At 33.9% G+C, this 20108-nt stretch carries 20 protein-coding genes; 18 read left to right on the plus strand and 2 right to left on the minus strand.

All coding sequences use genetic code 11. The annotated features are described in order from the left end of the window. Window position 1 precedes the first annotated feature (1 nt). The 12 genes from secY to AAGD99_RS01690 all read left to right on the plus strand — a co-directional run bounded on the left by secY (window position 2) and on the right by AAGD99_RS01690 (window position 9353). Window positions 2–1330, plus strand: a complete 1329-nt coding sequence (gene secY, locus AAGD99_RS01635; RefSeq protein WP_253309081.1) for a preprotein translocase subunit SecY — start codon at window positions 2–4, stop codon at window positions 1328–1330. Further along, the gene (locus tag AAGD99_RS01640; protein WP_264732200.1) at window positions 1327–1968 is read left to right on the plus strand and encodes an adenylate kinase family protein; all 642 of its coding nucleotides are present in this window, start codon (window positions 1327–1329) and stop codon (window positions 1966–1968) included. Before secY ends, AAGD99_RS01640 begins: the two co-directional genes overlap by 4 nt. A 59-nt stretch (window positions 1969–2027) precedes the next feature. Beyond that, window positions 2028–2396, plus strand: a complete 369-nt coding sequence (rpsM, locus tag AAGD99_RS01645; protein ID WP_007550179.1) for a 30S ribosomal protein S13 — start codon at window positions 2028–2030, stop codon at window positions 2394–2396. 24 nt (window positions 2397–2420) lie between these two features. Then, complete coding sequence (gene rpsK, locus AAGD99_RS01650) at window positions 2421–2807, plus strand: 30S ribosomal protein S11 (protein ID WP_264732204.1); 387 nt, start codon at window positions 2421–2423, stop codon at window positions 2805–2807. 21 nt (window positions 2808–2828) lie between these two features. Next, entirely contained in the window at window positions 2829–3896 is a 1068-nt protein-coding gene (locus AAGD99_RS01655) for a DNA-directed RNA polymerase subunit alpha (RefSeq protein WP_253309078.1), read from the plus strand. Between the two features lie 7 nt (window positions 3897–3903). After that, window positions 3904–4332, plus strand: coding sequence for a 50S ribosomal protein L17 (rplQ, locus tag AAGD99_RS01660; protein WP_253309077.1), 429 nt, complete (start codon window positions 3904–3906; stop codon window positions 4330–4332). A 23-nt stretch (window positions 4333–4355) separates the two neighbouring features. Further along, window positions 4356–4721, plus strand: a complete 366-nt coding sequence (locus tag AAGD99_RS01665) for a YraN family protein (protein WP_253309076.1) — start codon at window positions 4356–4358, stop codon at window positions 4719–4721. 26 nt (window positions 4722–4747) lie between these two features. Beyond that, a complete protein-coding gene (atpH, locus tag AAGD99_RS01670; RefSeq protein ID WP_341822399.1) occupies window positions 4748–5308 on the plus strand; it encodes an ATP synthase F1 subunit delta in 561 nt (186 codons plus the stop codon). Next, the gene (atpA, locus tag AAGD99_RS01675; protein ID WP_341822400.1) at window positions 5305–6846 is read left to right on the plus strand and encodes a F0F1 ATP synthase subunit alpha; all 1542 of its coding nucleotides are present in this window, start codon (window positions 5305–5307) and stop codon (window positions 6844–6846) included. Before atpH ends, atpA begins: the two co-directional genes overlap by 4 nt. A gap of 9 nt (window positions 6847–6855) precedes the next feature. After that, window positions 6856–7350, plus strand: a complete 495-nt coding sequence (greA, locus tag AAGD99_RS01680) for a transcription elongation factor GreA (protein WP_007549342.1) — start codon at window positions 6856–6858, stop codon at window positions 7348–7350. Window positions 7351–7356: 6 nt separating this feature from the next. Next, a complete protein-coding gene (gene ribB, locus AAGD99_RS01685) occupies window positions 7357–8001 on the plus strand; it encodes a 3,4-dihydroxy-2-butanone-4-phosphate synthase (protein WP_182182755.1) in 645 nt (214 codons plus the stop codon). 71 nt (window positions 8002–8072) lie between these two features. Beyond that, window positions 8073–9353 (plus strand): M48 family metalloprotease, encoded by a 1281-nt coding sequence (locus AAGD99_RS01690; protein WP_341822401.1) that lies wholly within the window; start codon window positions 8073–8075, stop codon window positions 9351–9353. Between the two features lie 28 nt (window positions 9354–9381). On the opposite strand, the gene AAGD99_RS01695 is transcribed toward AAGD99_RS01690, so the two are convergent. Next, window positions 9382–9717 carry a TrbC/VirB2 family protein gene (locus tag AAGD99_RS01695; protein WP_264732216.1) on the minus strand — a complete coding sequence of 112 codons (336 nt, stop codon included), beginning with the start codon at window positions 9715–9717 and terminating at the stop codon, window positions 9382–9384. A 95-nt stretch (window positions 9718–9812) separates the two neighbouring features. After that, entirely contained in the window at window positions 9813–10547 is a 735-nt protein-coding gene (gene fabG / locus AAGD99_RS01700) for a 3-oxoacyl-[acyl-carrier-protein] reductase (protein WP_253309071.1), read from the minus strand. Window positions 10548–10813: 266 nt separating this feature from the next. On the opposite strand from fabG, the gene AAGD99_RS01705 reads away from it, so the two are divergent. The 6 genes from AAGD99_RS01705 (at window position 10814) to AAGD99_RS01730 (ending at window position 19840) form a co-directional block, all read left to right on the plus strand. Next, on the plus strand, window positions 10814–12334 hold the full coding sequence (locus tag AAGD99_RS01705) for an HlyD family type I secretion periplasmic adaptor subunit (RefSeq protein WP_253309070.1): 1521 nt from the start codon (window positions 10814–10816) through the stop codon (window positions 12332–12334). A gap of 543 nt (window positions 12335–12877) precedes the next feature. After that, complete coding sequence (gene coxB, locus AAGD99_RS01710) at window positions 12878–13642, plus strand: cytochrome c oxidase subunit II (protein WP_182182743.1); 765 nt, start codon at window positions 12878–12880, stop codon at window positions 13640–13642. A gap of 15 nt (window positions 13643–13657) precedes the next feature. After that, window positions 13658–15208 (plus strand): cytochrome c oxidase subunit I, encoded by a 1551-nt coding sequence (gene ctaD / locus AAGD99_RS01715; RefSeq protein ID WP_253309068.1) that lies wholly within the window; start codon window positions 13658–13660, stop codon window positions 15206–15208. Between the two features lies 1 nt (window position 15209). Continuing rightward, on the plus strand, window positions 15210–16097 hold the full coding sequence (locus AAGD99_RS01720) for a heme o synthase (RefSeq protein ID WP_264736343.1): 888 nt from the start codon (window positions 15210–15212) through the stop codon (window positions 16095–16097). A gap of 175 nt (window positions 16098–16272) precedes the next feature. Continuing rightward, a complete protein-coding gene (gene rnhA, locus AAGD99_RS01725; protein WP_253309066.1) occupies window positions 16273–16710 on the plus strand; it encodes a ribonuclease HI in 438 nt (145 codons plus the stop codon). Next, a complete protein-coding gene (locus tag AAGD99_RS01730; RefSeq protein WP_341822403.1) occupies window positions 16703–19840 on the plus strand; it encodes an AsmA-like C-terminal domain-containing protein in 3138 nt (1045 codons plus the stop codon). Before rnhA ends, AAGD99_RS01730 begins: the two co-directional genes overlap by 8 nt. Window positions 19841–20108 lie beyond the last annotated feature (268 nt).

Below are 20108 nucleotides of genomic sequence, written 5' to 3' on the forward strand. Positions count from 1 at the left end.
CATGGGCAATAAATCCGCATTTAATAGCTTGGATCCTACGTTGTTATATAAAGGCGATTTATTAAAACGTATATTTTTTACGCTAATAGCTTTAATTTGCTATCGCTTGGGTACTTATGTGCCTATTCCTGGAATTAATCTTGATGTAATTAATGATATATTTCCCAAAGAGGGCTCAGGTGTTTTTGGAGTATTTAATTTATTTTCTGGTGGTGCATTAGCTAGAATGACAATTCTAGCATTGAACGTTATGCCATATATAATGGCTTCTATCATTATTCAGTTGCTTTCTTCTGCGATTAAAGGAATGAAGGAAGTTAAGAATGATGGAGAGTCAGGCCGTAGAAAGATGAATTCTTATATACGCTACCTGACCATAGTAATTTGTGTATTTCAATCAATTCCAATTTTGGTTGGATTGGAAGGGATGAATAGGGAAGGGGTATTGGTTGTAATCGAACCTGGTGTTATGTTTCGTACAATAGGTGTTTTCAGCCTTTTAGGTGGAACTATGCTTTTAATATGGCTTGGTGAACGAATCAGTGCTAGCGGTATAGGCAATGGTATCTCATTAATCATTTTCACGGGCATAATATCAGAGTTACACAGCGCTTTGTCATCTCTGTTAACGTTAAATAAAAACGGTAGCGTATCGTTATTTATTATCCTTTTTGTTTTGGTATTGTTTTTTTTGCTGCTAGTCTTAGTCATTTTTGTAGAGTCTTCTTATAGAAAAGTTATTGTTCAACATCCTAAAAAGCAATTTAAAAGATTACATAATGACGATTTTACTTATATTCCATTGAAGATTAATTTATCTGGTGTAGTACCAACCATTTTTGCTAATGCAATTTTATTGACACCTATTTCAATTGCAAATTTCTATAAGGGGCACGCTTTTTCTGATTTTATTTTAAATTACTTTATGGCAAATAAAGTAGTATATATTGTAGCCTATTTGGTGCTGATAGTATTTTTTAATTTTTTCTATACCAATTTTATATTTAATCCAGAGGAAAACGCAGATTTTCTTAAAAAAAATGGTGGTTTTATACCTGGTAGAAGGCCTGGGAAACATACTTCTGATTACCTTCAAGATATAGTTTTTAAGTTGACATTCATTGGCTCTGCGTATTTGGTAGTCATATGTACTGTACCTGAAGTTATGAGATATTATTATGATATACCATTTATTTTTGGTGGGACGAGTTTACTGATTATAGTGAACGTTATTACTGATACTATTATGCAAATACAATCTTATATTTTTTCGAATAGGTACGATAGCTGGATAAAGAAATATGAGTCTAAAACGAGGAAAGTAAGATGATCATTACGATTTTTGGTCCTCCAGGTTCTGGTAAAGGTACTCAGTCAAGCTTGTTAATAGCAAAATATAATTTAAAATTAATTTCAGTGGGGGATTTATTAAGGAATATTATATCTGATGGCAGTGAGTTAGGTAAAAAAATAAAGGGTACCGTGGAATCTGGTAATTTAATTCAAGATGAAATTATATGTGGATTATTGCATGACCAGCTTGCATTAATGGATGATAATTGCTTATTAGATGGTTTTCCGAGAAATTTAAACCAGGCTCATTTTTTGACTCAAGTTTTGCAAGAAAAATATAATAGGGATGTTGATATTGTAATTGAACTGCAGCTTGACGATAATATTGCAATCGATAGATTAAAAAATCGTCTCGCGTGTTTGGACTGTAAAAGCATATATAGTGTATCTTCTTTTAAGAGTACTACTTGTGCTAAATGTAAAAGTACGAGGTTAGAGAAAAGAATTGATGATGCTGATATGTCTGCAATTAATAAGAGAATAAGTGAATATCACCTTCAAATGAAAGGTTTACGCGAGTATTATAAAGGCAAATTATTAACAATTGACGCTAATTTGAGTGTTGATGAGGTAACGCAAGAGATTGAAAGTAAAATTTCTTGTAATTTGGTTTGACTCTGAGTTGTTTTATGGTATAAATTAAGAGTTGTTATTAATAAAGTATCGAGGTACCAGTGGCACGTATTGCAGGCATAAATATTCCAGTGAGGAAATGTGTTCCTTTTGCATTAACTTATATATATGGTATAGGTATTGCTACTGCGAATGTAATTTGTCACGCTTGTGAAGTTGATAAGCGCAAACGTGTTTCAGAATTACGAGATGAAGATATAGAAAAGATCAGCAGTTTCATTAGACAAAATTATGTTATAGAAGGTGAGCTCAGAAAAGAAGTGGCTATGAACATAAAATCTTTAGTGGAAATGGGATGCTATAGAGGAGTGAGACATAGAAAAGGTTTACCTGTGAGAGGGCAAAGGACTCATACTAATGCTAAGACTCGTAAAGGTAGATCTCGGTTGCCTATTGCTGGGAAAAAATAAAATTTATTATTATTGTGAGTTTTAATGAAAAAAGTCAAAACGGTTGGTAAGAGTACAAAGGAGTTTATTACTGGTGTTGTTCATATTCGTGCAACTTTTAATAATACTTTTGTAAATGTAACTGATGTTCATGGTAATACGCTATGTCAAACTTCTGTGGGTGCATGTGGTTTTTCAGGTTCGAGAAAATCCACACCTTATGCTGCAGGTAAGGCTGCGGAGGCTGCTGCGAAGAATGCAATGGAGAGATTTGGTATGAAGGTTGTCTCTGTAATAATTCGTGGTCCTGGCTTTGGTACCGAAGCTGCGGTTAAAGCACTTCAGAGCTGTGGGTTGACTGTGACTTCAATTGCAGATAAAACCGCAATTCCTCATAATGGGTGCAGGTTAAGAAAAAAAAGAAGAGTATAGGATATTTGAAAAGGTTGTTTTATGTATTATAATAATAATGTTTCTCTCTGTAGCAATTTAGATAAATTGATTAAACCTAGTTCAGTTAAGGTAATATCAGATGATTCAAGTGAAAAAGGTGATATAGTCCTAGAACCGTTGGAAAGTGGTTTTGCTTTAACATTAGGTAATGCATTAAGACGTGTAATGTTATCTTCTCTTAAAGGTAGTGCTGTTTATGGAATAAAAATTGAAGGTATAACTCATGAGTTTACTTCAATTCAAGGGGTAAGAGAAGACGTAACTGATATAGTATTAAATATGGGCATGTTGAGTTGTAAATTAAATGGTGCTTCTAATAAATGCTTAAATTTAAACGCTAAAGGGCCTTGCCAGGTATTAGCTGGGATGATAGAAACTGATGATCAATGCTCTATTGTTAATAAAGATTTGTTAATATGTACGCTGGGGCAAAATGTAGAGCTTAACATGACCATATATGTGGCTAGCGGAAAAGGTTATCTTCCTGTAACTAAGTATAAAGAAAATGAACTTTTGAAGCTTATGAGTGAACAGGATTTAATTGGTTTTATTCCAGTTAATGCTTTGTATAGCCCTGTCAACAGGGTTTCGTACAGGGTAGAGAATAGTCGTGTTGGCCAAGTGACTGATAAGGATAAGCTGATATTGTCAATTGAAACTGATGGTACAATCTCTCCAAGTCAAGCTGTTGACTCTGCTGCAAGAATATTACAGGAGCAACTTCAGCCCTTTATTAGTTCTGATGTAAGTTATAAAAAATCGCAGGTTTCTTCGTCTAGTGGTGCTAAAGATTTGGGTTATGACCCTGTCTTATTGCGTAAGGTAGATGAAATGGAATTATCTGTCAGGTCTCATAACTGTCTGAAAAACGAAAACATCACTTATATAGGTGATCTTGTGCAAAAGACAGAAGGTGAAATGTTAAGAACTGCTAATTTTGGCAGGAAGTCTTTGAATGAGATTAAGGCAGTTTTGGCTAATTTTGGCTTGTCTTTGGGTATGAATGTGCTAAACTGGCCGCCTAAGGATATAGATGAGTTGGCTAAACAACATACTGATGAAGATTAGGTGATATATGAAACATGGAATAAAAAAACGTAAACTATCTCGTTGCACTGAACATAGATTATCGACGTTAAAGAATCTATCTATCTCATTAATTAACCATGAGCAGATTGTAACTACTTTACCAAAAGCTAAGGAACTTCGTCCATATGTCGAAAAGTTTATTACAATTGCTAAGAATAAGAATACTTTACATGGTAGAAGACTTTTGCTTTCACGCCTTCATAATAGTAAGTTAGCAGTTGATAAGTTATTAAACGTCTTAGCCAGCCGTTATCAAGATCGTAAAGGTGGGTATTCTAGAATAATAAAATTTAGCACTCGAAAGGGTGATTGCGCTTCAATGGCAGTGATAGAACTGGTTAATAGGGATATTGCAGCAAGAGGTAAGGTTTATAGTAAAAATAGAGAAGGAGGCAAAGTAGTTACACAAAGTTAATTGTTATCATAATTGTTCTTCTTATGGTAAGTAGGTTACGCTACTTTGTAGGTTACTTTGGCGAATTGTTAGTTTTGGCATATTTAAAGCTGAAATGGTATAATGTTATAAAACGCCGTTACCGTTGTAAGTTCGGTGAAATTGACTTAATTGTATCTAAAAAAAAGGAGCTGATTTTTATAGAAGTTAAAACAAGTTTACTTGGAAAAGAAATACCGATATCTCATCTTCAATGTCAGTCTATTATAAATTCTTCTAAGTATTTCTTAAGTACAAACCTTAGTTTTTTAGATTATTCAGTCAGATATGATTTATGTTTTCTTTCCTTAAAGAGAGGACCTGTTTATATAAAAAATGCTTGGATTGAAGAATGGAAGGTTTGTAGCTGAATTAATTTAGATTTACTGGATTTAATATGAAAAAGACCCAATACAATAATTTAGTTTCATCTTACGCTAGAGTGCTGTTTCATGTCTCAGGAAGCAGGTTAGGTATTATAAGGAAAGAAGTAGAATTTTTATTGGCTTTTTTTAAGGATCAACGTGATGTTTTTGTGTACCTACCTCATCCTATGATTTCTTTTGCACACAAAAAAGAAGTGATGCTTTCTATAAATGAGCACTTGAGTGAAAATTTAGTAAAATTTATTATGGTTATATTTGCAAATAAACGCTCTAGTTTATTGATCCTTATATTAGAAAAATTCTTAAGTCTTGCAAGAGAAAATGAAAATGAATTCGAGATTACTATAAAGTCAGCAGAAACTTTAAAGGAATCTGATATAAAAATAATTACTGAATCTTTGAGCTTTCTTGGTAAAATAATAAAAGTAAGCAATGTGGTTGACCCTTCTATACTAGGTGGCTTCGTAGTTAGGTATGGTTTTAATTTGATCGATGCTTCGCTAAAAAGTTACTTGGGTAGGTTAGTTGAATTAAGTAAAATGGAAATATTAAAAGTAAGGAATTTTGTATGAAGAACAGTATGAATGTTTCTGAGATAGCAAGTGTAATAAGGGAAAAAGTTGAGACGTTTGATAATCCTATAAAGCGGGAAAATATAGGTGAAGTAATTTCAGTAACAGATGGTATCGCATTGGTTTATGGGCTGGAAAAAGCAAAATTCGGTGAAAAGGTATTTTTTGCAAGCGGTGTAGAAGGAATAGTTCTTGATTTAGATCATGATACGGCTGGAATAGTTGTGCTTGGTAATGACCGTGATGTGAAAGAAGGGGACGTTATAAAATGTAGTGGTGATGTTGTGCAGGTGCCTATAGGGCATGAATTGTTAGGGAGAGTTGTAAATGCGTTGGGCCATCCTATAGACGACGGTGGGGAAATTAGAGCCAAAAACAGAATGGATATAGAATCTAAAGCGCCAGGCATTATTGATCGTAAGTCTGTGCATGAGCCACTGCAAACAGGAATTAAAATTATAGATTTGCTAATTCCAATAGGTAGAGGGCAGCGTGAATTAATTATTGGCGATAGACAAATTGGTAAAACTACTATTGCGCTTGATACTATTATCAATCAGAAGAAGATTAACGATGAGGTAAACGAAAATCAAAAAATTTACTGTGTTTATGTTGCTATTGGACAAAAAATTTCAACAGTAGCAAAAGTGGTAAATAAGCTGAAAGAAAGCGGAGCATTAGAGTATACAACTGTAGTTGTGGCTAGTGCATCTGACTGCGCGCCTATGCAATTTTTAGCACCTTATGCTGGTTGCACTATTGGGGAATTTTTCCGTGACAATGGAATGCATTGTTTGATTATATATGATGATTTATCTAAGCATGCTGTGGCATATAGGCAGATGTCTTTATTGCTCAGACGTCCTCCTGGTCGTGAAGCTTACCCTGGAGATATATTCTATGTACATTCTCGCTTGCTTGAAAGAGCTGCTAAAATGTCTGATAAAAAAGGGCAGGGGTCTTTAACTGCTTTGCCGATTGTCGAAACTCAAGCTGGTGATGTATCTGCATATGTGCCAACAAATGTTATTTCAATTACCGATGGGCAGATCTTTCTTGAGTCTGAATTATTTTATAAAGGATTTCGACCTGCAGTAAATATAGGTTTGTCAGTTTCACGGGTTGGTTCTGCTGCACAACTAAAGTCTGTGAAGAAAGTTGCTAGTTCTATAAAGCTAAGCTTAGCTCAGTATAGAGAATTAGAAGATTTTGCAAAATTTGGTTCTGATCTTGATGCTAGTGTTCAATTATCCTTGAATAAGGGTAAATATCTTGTCGAGTTATTAAAGCAAAAACAACATTTACCTATGTCAATAGAAGAGCAAGTAGTGCTGATGTATATTTTTTCTAACCTATATAATCAGTTAAGTAAAATACAAATAAGTTACATTAATAAATTTGAACATGATCTTATTAATTATTTTCATACTGTACACCCTGGGGTTTTAAAAAAGTTGTCAAATGACATGAGTGATGATATAAAAGGTGATATTTTTAACATTGTGAGTAATTTCGTTACTCAATTTAATTGCGTTTAGGTGGTGATTATGGCTTCATCCATTATTAATAAATTTCCTATGACGAGGGAAGGTTTTGAGAATATGCAAGCCGAACTTGAAAAATTAAAGGAAGAAAAACCTTCTGTGATACAGGCTATTTCTGATGCTCGTGATCAAGGTGATTTGTCTGAAAATGCAGAGTATCATGCAGCACGGGAAAGGTTAGGTTTTATTGAAGGCCGTATAATGGAGATAGAAAGTAAGCTCTCACATGCGGAAGTAATAGAAGTAAAAAATTTGTCTGGTGATTCAGTAATGTTTGGTGCAACTGTGACATTAAGCATGTTAAGTGATAATAACGGTGAAGTGGAATATGTTTATAAGGTTGTAGGCGAATATGAAGCTGATGTTTCAAAGCAGTTAATATCTACTAGTTCACCACTCGGGAGTGCCTTAATCGGCAAAAAAGTCGGTGAGTATGTGGAAGTGACAGTGCCAAATGGAGAGAAATTGTATAAAATAGTTAAGATTGAATTTAAGTAAATTATTATGGTACAGGCCACTTATGCTTCAATGAGTCTACCCGGTATTTCTTCTGTGGAAGATGTATTAGAGGATGCTCGTTCCGGTAAATTATTCATTTTAGTTGATGATGAAAGTAGAGAGAATGAAGGTGATTTGGTTGTCTTAGCTGAAAAAGTAAAACCAGAACATATGGCTTTTATGGTTAGGTACGGTACAGGGGTTGTGTGCTTAGCAATGACTAAATTTCACATGAAGAGGTTGGGCCTTAATTTCATGGAAAAGAAAAATATTGGTGAAAATCATACCGCATTTACTACATCAATTGATGCACGTTATGGCATTACAACCGGTGTTTCAGCAGAGGATAGAACGAAAACTATACATGCTGCTATCAACAAGGATGGCACTCAGGATGACATCATAACTCCAGGTCATGTTTTTCCTGTAATTGCACATAAAGGTGGGGTGGCACAACGTGCTGGTCATACTGAAGCGAGTGTTGAAATGGCGAAGTTAGTAGGGTTTGATCATTCAGCAGTTATTTGTGAATTAGTGAATGATGATGGCTCTATGATGCGCTTACCTCAGTTACTTAAATTTGCTGAACAACATAAAATTAAGTTAACTACCATCGACAAACTTATCAGTTACGTTAAAAAATTAAACTAGCGTTTATAAATTTGTATAATTTAAGTGTTAAAATATAGAATTCCTATAAATTATACAAGCACAGAATTTCCATGTTTAGAATTGCTAAGTTTTTGACCTTATTGTTCTTTTTTGCATATTATAATAATGCTTACTCTATTAACATTATTAGAGATAGTGAAGTGGAAGCAATAGTGAAAGAGCTAGCGCAACCTTTATTTTTCGCTGCAAACATTGATAGTGACCGAATGAAAGTTTTTATAATTAATGATAATTCGATTAATGCTTTTGTAATTAACAACAACAGTATCTTCATTCATTTAGGACTTTTACAATACTCGGCTAAACCTTATGTCCTGCTTGGTATATTAGCACATGAGATTGCTCACATATCTGCTGGTCATATATTGCAAATGAGTAGTGCTATGGGTTATTTTCAATCGATAGCAATGATTAGTTATATGGTAGGATTAGTTTCTAGTATTATCATTAACCCTCAGGTTGCTGGTGCAATTTTGCTTAGTGGTGTAGCACTCAGTTCAGGGCTATTTTTTAACTATTCTCAAGAGCAAGAAAGTGTAGCAGATAGCTATGCTTTAAGGTACCTTGATGAATCTGGCTATGATAATTCAGGTATGAAAGAGATTTTTGATTATTTTAAAAGTATTGAGCATGAGAACACCGAGGAATATTTCCGCACTCACCCACTTAGTGAGAAACGCATATTTGCTGTACAAAATTATAAGGTCAAAAACAACGTAAAACCAATTTTTGCGGATAAGTTACTAAAGTTTGAGCGTGTGGTTGCAAAGCTAGACTCTTTCTTTGCTCCTATTCATGTGTTATCTAATAAATATGAAAATAATTCTGAGTATGTAAATGCTATAGTTTGCTATAGGCAAGGAAAGATAGAAGAGGCTATTGCTAAAGTTAATTCATTGATTCAAGAGTCACGCAATGACCCATACCTATATGAATTAAAAGCAGAAATGTTATACAAGGCCGGAAATTTAAGTGAAGCAATAAAAATGTATGAGGAATCGCTTAGGTATTTATCTGAGAAAAACAGTTATTTAGTGAAACTTGCATTATCTCATACTTTATTATTACACGGTGATGCAAAAAAGGCGATTTTTTACCTGGAGCAGATTTTGAATGTAGAACCAAATAACGCTTTTGTCTGGAAATATTTAAGCATTGCATATAAATGTGAAGCTGATACGGCAATGCATTATTTTGCCTTGACAAAAAAGGCTTGTATTGAAGGTGATTTAAAGCAATTTACAAAATATGCTGAGCTAGCTGTTAAAACTCTACCAAAAGATAGTCCTTATTTGTTGCAAGTTGAAGATATGAAGCAATTTAATGGATAATAAAAAAGCATTTCTGCACTTTTATGGGTTATTTTCCACACTTTTCCAACATAGCTTTTGCTTCATTACTTACGTTGGGCATAATTTTCGTTATGATAGTTTTAGCGCCAAAAAATACACCACAGAACATGCCTAGAGCAAAGAGGGCTGGCCACGGCATCCTGCCAAATATTGCAAGCAAAGCTGCACCAATTATTACTACCGTCATAAGTGGACCGCCTATTCCCCAAACGTAACCAATAATATTGCATATTACTTTAGTTGTGTCATCCATATCAGGATCAGTGGTAGCTGCATAACCTGAGAAAGAGAAAAGTAATACTACACAAAAAACACTAAAAAATCTTTTTATTATAGAGCTCATTTTCTTGCCTTTAAATAACAAATTAACGCAAACGCAAACCTACACATATTTTTATTTTAAAGTAAAAATTATAATTTGTCTATACATAAGTGTTGCTACATAAATAACCCACCATTAATGTTAAGCACATGCCCTGTTATATATTTTGCTTCATCACTTGCTAAAAATAATACCCCTGCTGCTATTTCTTCCCCTGTTCCCATTCTTTTCATTGGAATATTATCTAATATTTTTCCCTTTTGTCCTTCATTTAAAACTTCAGTCATTTTAGTATCTATAAACCCAGGAGCAATACAATTTACTGTTATATTACGACTTGCAACTTCTTTTGCTATAGATTTGCTCATAGCTATTATTCCAGCTTTAGACGCTGCATAATTTGCTTGCCCGGCGTTTCCTGTCAGCCCTATTATTGAGGAAATATTTATAATTCTTCCCCAATTATTCTTAATTAGTCTCTTACATGCTTCTCTACTCAGCTTAAATGTAGAGCTCAAGTTAATATCAATTACTTTTTGCCATGCTTCATCTGTCATTCTCAATAATAAACTGTCTCGCGTAATGCCCGCATTGCATATAAGCCCGTCAAAGCCTTCCATCAACTCACTTGCTCTATTTACTAGTTGATTTACTTCCTCAGCATTTGATAAGTCACAAGGGAGTATGTGCATATTTTTTTCATATTGTTTAGCAACTTCTTCGAGCACTTCTTTTTTTGTGCCAGAAATACATAAAGTTGCTCCGGCTTTGTGCATAATTTTTACAATTGCTTGCCCTATTCCGCCTGATGCGCCAGTGATCAGGAACTTTCTACTTTCCAATCTAAACATAATAACTTTATATTATCTTAATTCCTAACAGAATATCGACTGGTTGGCAATAGATTTCTTACATAATATAAGTAACTCAGATATTCACAAAATAAAGGAAAAGTTATAATAAAGTTAAACGTCAAAAAATTTTAAAAACATAGTTGATGCAGGAATTGTTACTAAATAGTTTATTCTGGTGCTCTGCAGTCTAAATGGAATGCCTAAATTATAGATTCTTTGTTTTTGTGTGTTATCTTGAGTTAACACAAATTCACAGTAGTATTATGATAAGTAAGTTAAAAAAGCTTAGCGCTGGATTTTCTTTGACAGGCCTGATTGGCCATAGTGATAATATAAATATGCAAGGAGCAAAAAATAAAAAGAAGAAGTACCCAAAATTTTTGGATAAGACGTTTGCATTGATTGATGCAGTGATAAATTTTATTTTAAAACGCGAAAGTAATAACGTAAATGAAGTTCTGAGAGTAACATGGGGACCACTATTTTTTGGTCTGGTAGTAATACTCATCTTTTTTGGGATAGGTGGTATTTGGTCGGCTATAGCTCCAATTGACGGTGCGGTGCATGCAAGTGGAGAAGTTATTGTATCTTCAAATAGGAAAATAGTTCAACACTTGGGCGGAGGAATAATAAGCAAAATTTTAGTCAAAGAGAGCCAAGCAGTTAAAAAAGATGAGCCTCTAGTTTTGTTGAGTGATGTTAACGAGAAGGCGAATTTAAGTATTATCAAAGAGAAGCTCTTATCATTTTTAGCAACAGAAGCAAGGCTTATTGCAATCAGAGGAGATTTAGACACGCTCGAGTTTCCTGATGAGGTTAAAAAATTATCTCACGATGAACTTGTAAATAAAGCGATAAAGAATCAAGTAAAGTTGTTCAACTCTCAGAGAAAGAGCATATTGGGAAAAACAGACATACTGCAACAACGTATAAAGCAGTTAAATGATGAATTAGCTGGGCTAAACTTTCAACTAAATGCAGCTCATAAGCAATATGACTTGATAACTGAGGAGTTGGAAACAAAAAGACAATTACTTGATAGTGGCCATATAAGCAAACCACACATTTTAGCTTTAGAAAAACAGTTTGCTGAAATTGAAGGCAGAGTTGGACATTACCGTTCTGCAATATCTCAAGTGCAGCAAAAAATTGGAGAGAATGAATTAGAAATTATAAACGTGAGAAATGATTCTCAAGAAAGAGCAAACGCTGAACTTAAGGAAGTTAGTACGTCTATTGCAGACTTGAAAGAGAGGCTGATGGTTGCTGAAGATTCATTAGCACGTACAATAATTAAATCTCCTCAAGATGGGATAGTCACAGATATAAGATACCATACTGAAGGTGGTGTTATACAATCTGGAGTTCCAATCATGAGCGTAGTGCCATCGGATGATGACCTAATAATAGATGCTAAAATTCAGACCAGAAACATAGAAGAGGTACTGTCAGCACAAAAGAAAGATAGCAACATAGTCTCTATTGATGGGCTAGAAGGGCTAAAGGTTAAAGTCCGGCTGAGTGCTTACAGTGCACGTCGTTTAAGTTTAATTAGTGGTATAGTAAGCCATATTTCTCCTGATGCTCTTGATGATCCAAGACTAGGGCGTTATTATTCAGTGCGCGTGGTGATACCAAAGTCAGAGCTTGCTCAATTTAAAAATGTATACCTATACCCTGGTATGCCAGCAGAAGTGTACATAGTTACTCAATCCCGTACTCTTTTATCATTCTTGTTTACACCTATAATTGCAACAGTCGATAGGTCTTTTATAGAAAGGTAGCTCTATTTGGCTTCTCTAAAGATTTCGTTTACAGAATCTAGTAACTCAGCTATGCAGAATGAAAAAAGTTTGTATGGTATACAAATATAGTGTGTTTTTTTATAATTATTTTCTATAATGCGTAAATCTTTGGTCCAAGCTGTAAATGCTACCATAGGCATTAAAAGTTAATTAACAAACTGCAATGTATAATAAAATAAAGGAACTTGTAAGATTTTGATCTTGCAAATTATAAACTTGTCATAAAGTTTAATAGTGTCTGTTACTGCTTTTAGGTGTGAGGCTAGAGGGTTATTAGCAGTAACAGACACTATTAAACTTATTATAGAATTTACTTAAAGTAAATACTTAATTTAAAATATTATAATATTTTTCCTTACAATAGATTTATGTAAATGCTTTTTTCCTCAAATTAGTATTGTACTATTATACTTATTGAATGCTAAAAAATTATTAACCATCACTAATCTCTATTTGCATAGTAAGTTTATATATACTATTATACAGTATATCATTTAGTTTTATAGCAAACAAACAAAAGATATGGTGAAGTTATTTGCACTATTGATAATATTTTACTCAAATATATCTGTTGCCTCTGCTCCTACTTCCTGGCAATTTGGATTTCCTGCTCCTGCAACTGAAGTAATGGAGGCTGTAGTTAGGTCACATTCGTTTGTAATGGTTGTGATGGTTGCAATAATGCTTTTTGTGTGGGCGCTGCTTGCTTATGTAGTATTTCGCTTTCGTAAAAGCAAAGTGGCAAACGTAAGCCAAACTAACCACAATGTCCTTTTAGAAATTGTTTGGTTTGTTATACCAACGATTATTGTTGGTATATTAGCCTTTGAAAACGCTAAATTACTGAAGCTACAGGAAGAAATACCGAAAGCTGATATAACACTGAAAGTTATTGGCCATCAATGGTATTGGAGTTACCAATATCCAGAATATCAAGGTGTGTCATTTGATAGTTATATTAAGGGAAAAGAAGACTTTATCGAAGGAGATTTAAAGCTATTCTCTGTTGATAACAACATCGTTTTACCCATTAATACTAACGTTCGTTTACAAGTTACAGCAGGAGATGTGATACACAGCTGGGGAGTACCGGCTTTCGGTGTAAAAATTGATGCGATACCAGGTAGGCTGAATGAGGCGTGGTTTAATATCAAAAAGTCTGGTGTTTATTACGGGCAGTGCTATGAATTGTGTGGTCAAGGCCATGGATTTATGCCAATTGTTGTTGAAGCAGTAAGCAAAGAAGATTTTAATAAGTGGATTGAAAATAGAAAATTAGTGAGTTAAATTTGGAGTATAGATATGAGTGACGTACCAAAGGGCATAAAGCGTTGGTTGTTTTCCACTAATCATAAAGACATAGGGACACTGTACATTATTTTTTCCATATTAGCTGGAATTATTGGTGGATTATTATCGGTGATTATTCGCACTCAGCTAATGCACATTAATATACTTAACAATAATTATCAATTATATAACGTAATGGTTACAGGGCATGCGTTGATAATGGTGTTTTTTATGATAATGCCAGCCCTCATGGGAGGATTTGGTAACTGGTTTGTACCTCTCATGATTGGCGCACCAGATATGGCATTTCCTCGTATGAATAATTTAAGTTTTTGGTTATTAGTGTCATCTTTTATTTTGCTCATTCTCTCAGTGTTTATTGGTGAAGGTCCAGGTACAGGTTGGACTTTATATCCACCTTTATCACAGGTAATGTCCCATCCAAGTGCAGGAGTTGACATTGCTATACTTGCACTTCATGTTGCTGGTATGTCGTCAATTGTTGGGGCGATCAACTTTATAGTTACTATATTTAACATGCGCACAAAAGGAATGTCATTAACTAAGATGCCACTGTTTGTTTGGTCTGTCTTGCTAACAGCATTTATGTTGATTGTTGCCTTACCAGTGCTTGCCGGTGCTATAACTATGCTTCTTACTGATCGCAATGTTGGTACTTCCTTTTTTGATCCTGCCGGTGGCGGAGATCCTGTGTTATTTCAACATCTATTTTGGTTTTTTGGTCATCCAGAAGTTTACGTAATTATTTTTCCTGCATTTGGCATCATAAGTCAGGTTGTATCAACTTTTTCTCACAGACCTGTATTTGGTTACATAGGGATGGTTTATGCTATGATAGGTATAGCAGTATTTGGCTTTATGGTGTGGGCTCATCATATGTTCACTGTTGGGCTTAGTGCTGACGCTGCTGCATTTTTTAGCACTACCACAATTTTTATCGGTGTTATAACTGGTGTAAAAGTCTTTAGCTGGATTGCAACTATGTGGGGTGGAGCAATTGAGTTTAAGACCCCTATGCTATTTGCACTAGGTTTTATTTTCATGTTTGTTGGCGGTGGCATAACGGGAATAATTCTTTCTCATGGTGGAATAGATAAGCTTCTGCATGATACCTACTATGTTGTTGCTCACTTCCATTATGTCATGTCACTTGCTGCATTATTTGGAGCTTTTGCTGGCTTTTATTATTGGATTGGTAAAATGTCGGGTAAACAATATAATGAGCGCTTAGGTCAAATCCACTTTTGGCTTACTTTTATTAGTACCAATATCACTTTTTTACCTCAACATTTCTTAGGATTAGCTGGCATGCCAAGGCGTATACCTGATTATCCTGATGCGTTTATCCCTTGGAATTATATATCCTCAATTGGCTCATATATGTCCTTTGTTTCAGTTATGTTTTTTGTGTTTATAGTTATACATCTCTTTAAATGGGGCAAAAAAGCTGGAGATAATCCTTGGGAAGGTGACACCTTGGAATGGACAGTATCTTCACCACCGCCTTTTCATACTTTCGAAAAGCCACCAGTGGTAAAATAGAATGTACACAAGTATTTTGCTAAATGTTGAATCAACAATACTGGATTTTTGGCGTTTGCTGAAGCCAAGGATAATGTATCTTGTGGTATTTACTGCAGTTGCTGGTATGGTTACTGCACCAGGTAGTATGCACCCTTTTCTAGCACTAATATCTCTTATATGTGTTGCTCTTGGCTCAGGATCTGCAGGTGCTATAAATATGTGGTATGACAGAGACATAGATCTGCTCATGGAAAGGACAAAAAACCGCCCTATACCCTCAGGAAGAATTCTTGCAGAAAGTGCGCTTGAATTTGGTATAACTCTTGGAATATTGTCAGTATTTATCATGGCAATAGCAGTAAACTATATTTCTGCTGCTTTGCTTGCAGTTAGCATATTATTTTACGTTTTCGTATATACAATTTGGCTAAAAAGGCGTACTCCACAGAATATCGTTATCGGTGGTGCAGCAGGTGCTTTTCCTCCAATGATTGGCTGGGCAGCTGTGACTAATTCTGTCAGTTGGGAAAGTTTCATTTTATTTTTAGTAATTTTTATGTGGACTCCACCACACTTTTGGGCCCTATCTTTAAATAAGTCTGAAGACTATGCAAGAGCATCGATTCCTATGTTCAATATTGTTTATGGTCCGGAAAAAACAAGAAAATATATATTAATTTATAGTGTGTTGCTGGTATTAACCAGCTTGCTTCCAGCTCTATTTTTGAAAAAGGCTTTACTTTATCTAAGCATGGCAATTTTTGCAGGTTGCATCTTTATTTGGTACGCTATATCAATTCTCAGATTCAAGAACCACAACTCACAGAAACAAATGTTTTCTTATTCAATTTCTTATCTATTTTCCCTATTCGCCAGTATTATTTTTTGTTCTATTGATTTATTTTAGTTATGAAAGAACGGCAGAAGCATAAAAACTATTTTTTACTTTTCCTTTTGGTAATGCTCGTTGTCACACTTTTTTTTGTTTCTATAATAAAATTTAAAGGTGCAGCTTAAACTACCTTTAGAAATTGTGCTTTCATAAAAGCAACTATATACTTTGTTAACCGATATAAACAAAGATGAGTAAGAAAGAAGTGACAATATACACGGATGGGGCGTGTTCTGGTAATCCTGGAGCGGGAGGATGGGCAGCTATCATATTATTTCAAGATTATAGAAAAGACATTTATGGTAGAGAAGAAAATACCACAAACAATAAAATGGAGTTAACAGCGGTGATCAATGGGCTAAAAGTATTGAAATTTTCTTGTAATATTAATTTATATACGGATAGTCTTTATATTAAGCATGGCATAACAGAGTGGATAAATAAGTGGAAAATGAATGGCTGGAAAACAAGTAATAAAAAATCAGTAAAAAATATGGAATTGTGGAAAGAGCTAGACAACGTTGCTTCACAACACGAAATTGATTGGAAGTGGGTTAAAGCACACAGTGGCAATAAATATAATGAGGAGGCTGATATTTTAGCAAGAAAAGCAATAATCGATGCTTAAAAAAATTACTATATTATTTTCCGTAGCTTTATTGTTCATATTGTGCTTCTTTATTTTTTTAAAGCCTTTAGAAATCAATATTAATTATATTAATTTTTATGTTAAACATAAAATATCAAAAATATTTGTTGGCTCAAGCGTTAATATGGAGAATACCTCAGTTGTTTGGCAGAAAGATGGCAAAGATCCGTATTTAGTCATTACAGATTTGGCAATAGCAAACCCTAATTTTACTATAAAAGTTCCTGAGCTTTTTGTACATTTTAAGTTAAGTTCCTTATTTAAAGCTAGCACAAATCTCTCTCAGGTTTCAGCTGATAATGTGCATGTATGTATCAAGAGAGAAGAAACTAATGTTAATCCGCAAAACTCATTAGACCTTTTGGATAATCATTATTTAAATAGTAACCGCCTTCCTTCGGTGTCATTCCAGCGCGTGACGCTGGAATCTAGAAAAAAAGAAACAAGTAGTCAAGCTACTTGGATGACAAGGACGAGTGCTGGAATGACAAGGACGAGTGCTGGAATGACAGGGAAGAATTTCAAGATGACAGAAAGCAGTGCAAAAAATCTATTAAAAACAATAAGGGAATTTTTTTTTGACTTAAATGCGGATTCAAAAATTGAATTTACTAACATCGCTATTGATAAAAGCACAGAAGATGAATTTTTTATTGATAAATTATATATAGGGAAGGGGGAAGATTTTAATGTTTTAGATATTCATGTGAATACAAAAGATGGAAAGGGATTTTTGGATGATTTATCAATTACAATAAAAAATCGCAACAATTTGCTAAATGTATACGGGACATTTTATAATCTAAAATTGGGACTATTGAGCGAGTTTTCTACATTAGTTAAAAGCTACAATTTGGACAAAAATATAGGATTCAAAGGAAGCTTCTCAGTGAAAATTAATAAAAAGGATGAAATTGTAGATGGAAATATATACGTATTGAATACAGAAAATTATTTGAACAAAAATTTGGCCTTAACTAATGTAAATATAAATTTAACATATAGTGATGGAATTATTAGTGTAAAAAACTTCCATTTTAAGTTAAATGACACGTATCTCTCTTTAATAGGCAAGATGAACTTTAGTACAAGTCATGCTTTGCTTAGAATTAATATTAGCAAGTTTGCTGCAAAGGATTTATGTACTTATGTACCAGATGGTGTAGTGAATAGTAAATTTAGAAGCTGGTATTGTGATAATATTAATGGGGATGTTTTAAATACCATTGTAAGTTTCAATGGCAAAATTAACAATTTGGTTGATGACGATCTGTCAGACATTGTAATTGTTGCTGATATAGAAAATGGTAGCGTAAAATTTGATGAAGATTTTGAGCAAGTAAAGGAATTAAAGGGTGATTTGATCATCAAGAATAACGATCTCAAAATTACTGCAAATAGCGCTAAGTTTCAGAATTTCACTATTAATGGTGGTGATATTGAAATGAAATCTCTCAATAAGGAAAATTCAGTTCTAACCATTAATGGCCAAGCTGTAAGTGATGCGTATGGTTTATATGAGCCTATAAGATTTAAGCTGGATGATGTGGTGAAGGTTGAAAGGGATAAAGTAAGTGGAATGGCAAAATCTGTATTTAATTTTCGCATTTTTAATCTAAATGCTGATGACAAAAAAGTAGACTTCTCAGCAAATTTTCATTCTGAAATTGACAATTTGGCCGTCTATAATGCAAGTCTTGGTAAATATGACATTAAGCTTAGTTTTGGCAGTGACTTTATAGATTTAAATGGTAGTGGTATGGTGAATAACACACAGCTATTATTTGACCTGAAAAGTAGCAATAGGAATGAAAGTTTTGCCTGGAATTTGACCGGAGATTTACCCGCTCAAATACTTGATTTTGATGAAAATATAGGTGGCTATGTCAATACAAATATAGAATTGGTGATAAATCAAGATAAGACGGGACATGTTAATGGTAATATGGATTTATCAGAGCTTGAATCACGTTCAAGTTATTTTGGGTGGAAAAATCGTTTTGAAGATCACAATAAAGTTTTGTTCTCTGTAAAATTAAAAGGTGCCGATGAATTGTTAGTAGACAAATTAGATGTTATAGGAAATGACCTAGATATAAAATTCAGCGGAAGAGTAGGAAATGGAAATTTATATTTAAATTCTAGTAGTTTTAAATTGCCTGATAATGATTTTAGTATAGAAATTGAATCAGGTAAGGAAAAAAATGCCATAACTATTTATGGTGAGAAAATCAATTTGAGTGATATTTTAGGCTTGCTTGGCAAAAACAATAATGGATTAAACAAAGATATAGAAATTAGTATGAATGTTGACAATGTAATTATGAAAGAAGGCGTCGTTATCAAAAATGCTAAGCTGAATGTAACCTGTACTAAAGGTAATTGCAATGGAAGTCAATTTACAGGACAGTTTCTAGAAGATAGCAGCAACATACTAGCGGAATACAGTGGAATAGGGCTCGAAATATATGCGGATAATGCAGGTATACTTTCGTGTTCCTTAGGCATTAGTAAATCAGTCAAAAATGGTAAACTTTCTCTTTATCTATCTCCTCAAAGAGAAAATGAAGAACATTATGGCATGTTATCTATTAGTAATTTTTATATCAAAGATGCTCCACTACTCACTACTTTATTATCGATGTCTTCGCTTCCTGGTATTGTAAATGCTATAAAGGATGAAGGTGTATACTTTTATAAATGTAATGTACCTTTCTCATACAAAGATGGCTCTGTCGAAATTGAAGAATCTTGGCTTGAAGGGGCGGAATTAGGCATTAGCACTAGCGGTAAGCTCGACATTAGAAATTATAAATTCCAAGTTGAAGGACAGGTAATACCAGCATATTCAATTAATAAATCTTTGTTAAAAATTCCTATAATTGGGAAACTTCTTACTGGTGGGAAAAGTAGGGGAATCGTTTCAATAGACTATAAAGCAAGTGGTGATGACAAAAACAATAACGTATCTGTTGATCTTATCTCTTCGCTAACTCCAAACCTATTAAAGAGGTTATTGGGAGTGTTTGATCGCATTATGACAAAAACTAACGAAGCTGTCATCGGTGGCTTAAAAGGTGGTGTGAAAAAGAAATTTGGTTCGACATGACCAAAAGGGAAGTTGTTTAACAAAATTATGGACAAAAATGCAAGAATTTCAGAATGATCCACCTGGTTTTTTATCTAATTATTTAAGCAATACCACTCTCTTTCTGGAAACTTGATTATGATAAAGTAAAAGTTATTTCTTTACAAAATTATAGACAAAAAATGCAAGAATTTCCGAATGATCCACCTAGTTTTTTATCTAGTTGTTTAAGTGCCCTTTATCGCCTCCCATATCTGCAAAGTTATAAATATAACTAGAAGGGTAGGGG

Source organism: Wolbachia endosymbiont (group A) of Clivina fossor, assembly GCF_964026865.1.
Lineage (GTDB): Bacteria > Pseudomonadota > Alphaproteobacteria > Rickettsiales > Anaplasmataceae > Wolbachia.

Excerpts from the sequence above, each read along its gene's own strand:
- greA (WP_007549342.1), top strand. The coding sequence starts at position 6,856 with ATGGCTTCATCCATTATTAATAAATTTCCTATGACGAGGGAAGGTTTT.
- AAGD99_RS01690 (WP_341822401.1), top strand. The coding sequence starts at position 8,073 with ATGTTTAGAATTGCTAAGTTTTTGACCTTATTGTTCTTTTTTGCATAT.
- AAGD99_RS01655 (WP_253309078.1), top strand. The coding sequence starts at position 2,829 with ATGTATTATAATAATAATGTTTCTCTCTGTAGCAATTTAGATAAATTG.
- rnhA (WP_253309066.1), top strand. The coding sequence starts at position 16,273 with ATGAGTAAGAAAGAAGTGACAATATACACGGATGGGGCGTGTTCTGGT.
- atpA (WP_341822400.1), top strand. The coding sequence starts at position 5,305 with ATGAAGAACAGTATGAATGTTTCTGAGATAGCAAGTGTAATAAGGGAA.
- AAGD99_RS01695 (WP_264732216.1), bottom strand. The coding sequence starts at position 9,717 with ATGAGCTCTATAATAAAAAGATTTTTTAGTGTTTTTTGTGTAGTATTA.
- AAGD99_RS01665 (WP_253309076.1), top strand. The coding sequence starts at position 4,356 with ATGGTAAGTAGGTTACGCTACTTTGTAGGTTACTTTGGCGAATTGTTA.
- AAGD99_RS01720 (WP_264736343.1), top strand. The coding sequence starts at position 15,210 with ATGTACACAAGTATTTTGCTAAATGTTGAATCAACAATACTGGATTTT.
- ctaD (WP_253309068.1), top strand. The coding sequence starts at position 13,658 with ATGAGTGACGTACCAAAGGGCATAAAGCGTTGGTTGTTTTCCACTAAT.
- AAGD99_RS01640 (WP_264732200.1), top strand. The coding sequence starts at position 1,327 with ATGATCATTACGATTTTTGGTCCTCCAGGTTCTGGTAAAGGTACTCAG.
- ribB (WP_182182755.1), top strand. The coding sequence starts at position 7,357 with ATGGTACAGGCCACTTATGCTTCAATGAGTCTACCCGGTATTTCTTCT.
- rplQ (WP_253309077.1), top strand. The coding sequence starts at position 3,904 with ATGAAACATGGAATAAAAAAACGTAAACTATCTCGTTGCACTGAACAT.
- coxB (WP_182182743.1), top strand. The coding sequence starts at position 12,878 with ATGGTGAAGTTATTTGCACTATTGATAATATTTTACTCAAATATATCT.
- AAGD99_RS01730 (WP_341822403.1), top strand. The coding sequence starts at position 16,703 with ATGCTTAAAAAAATTACTATATTATTTTCCGTAGCTTTATTGTTCATA.
- secY (WP_253309081.1), top strand. The coding sequence starts at position 2 with ATGGGCAATAAATCCGCATTTAATAGCTTGGATCCTACGTTGTTATAT.
- AAGD99_RS01705 (WP_253309070.1), top strand. The coding sequence starts at position 10,814 with ATGATAAGTAAGTTAAAAAAGCTTAGCGCTGGATTTTCTTTGACAGGC.
- fabG (WP_253309071.1), bottom strand. The coding sequence starts at position 10,547 with ATGTTTAGATTGGAAAGTAGAAAGTTCCTGATCACTGGCGCATCAGGC.
- atpH (WP_341822399.1), top strand. The coding sequence starts at position 4,748 with ATGAAAAAGACCCAATACAATAATTTAGTTTCATCTTACGCTAGAGTG.
- rpsK (WP_264732204.1), top strand. The coding sequence starts at position 2,421 with ATGAAAAAAGTCAAAACGGTTGGTAAGAGTACAAAGGAGTTTATTACT.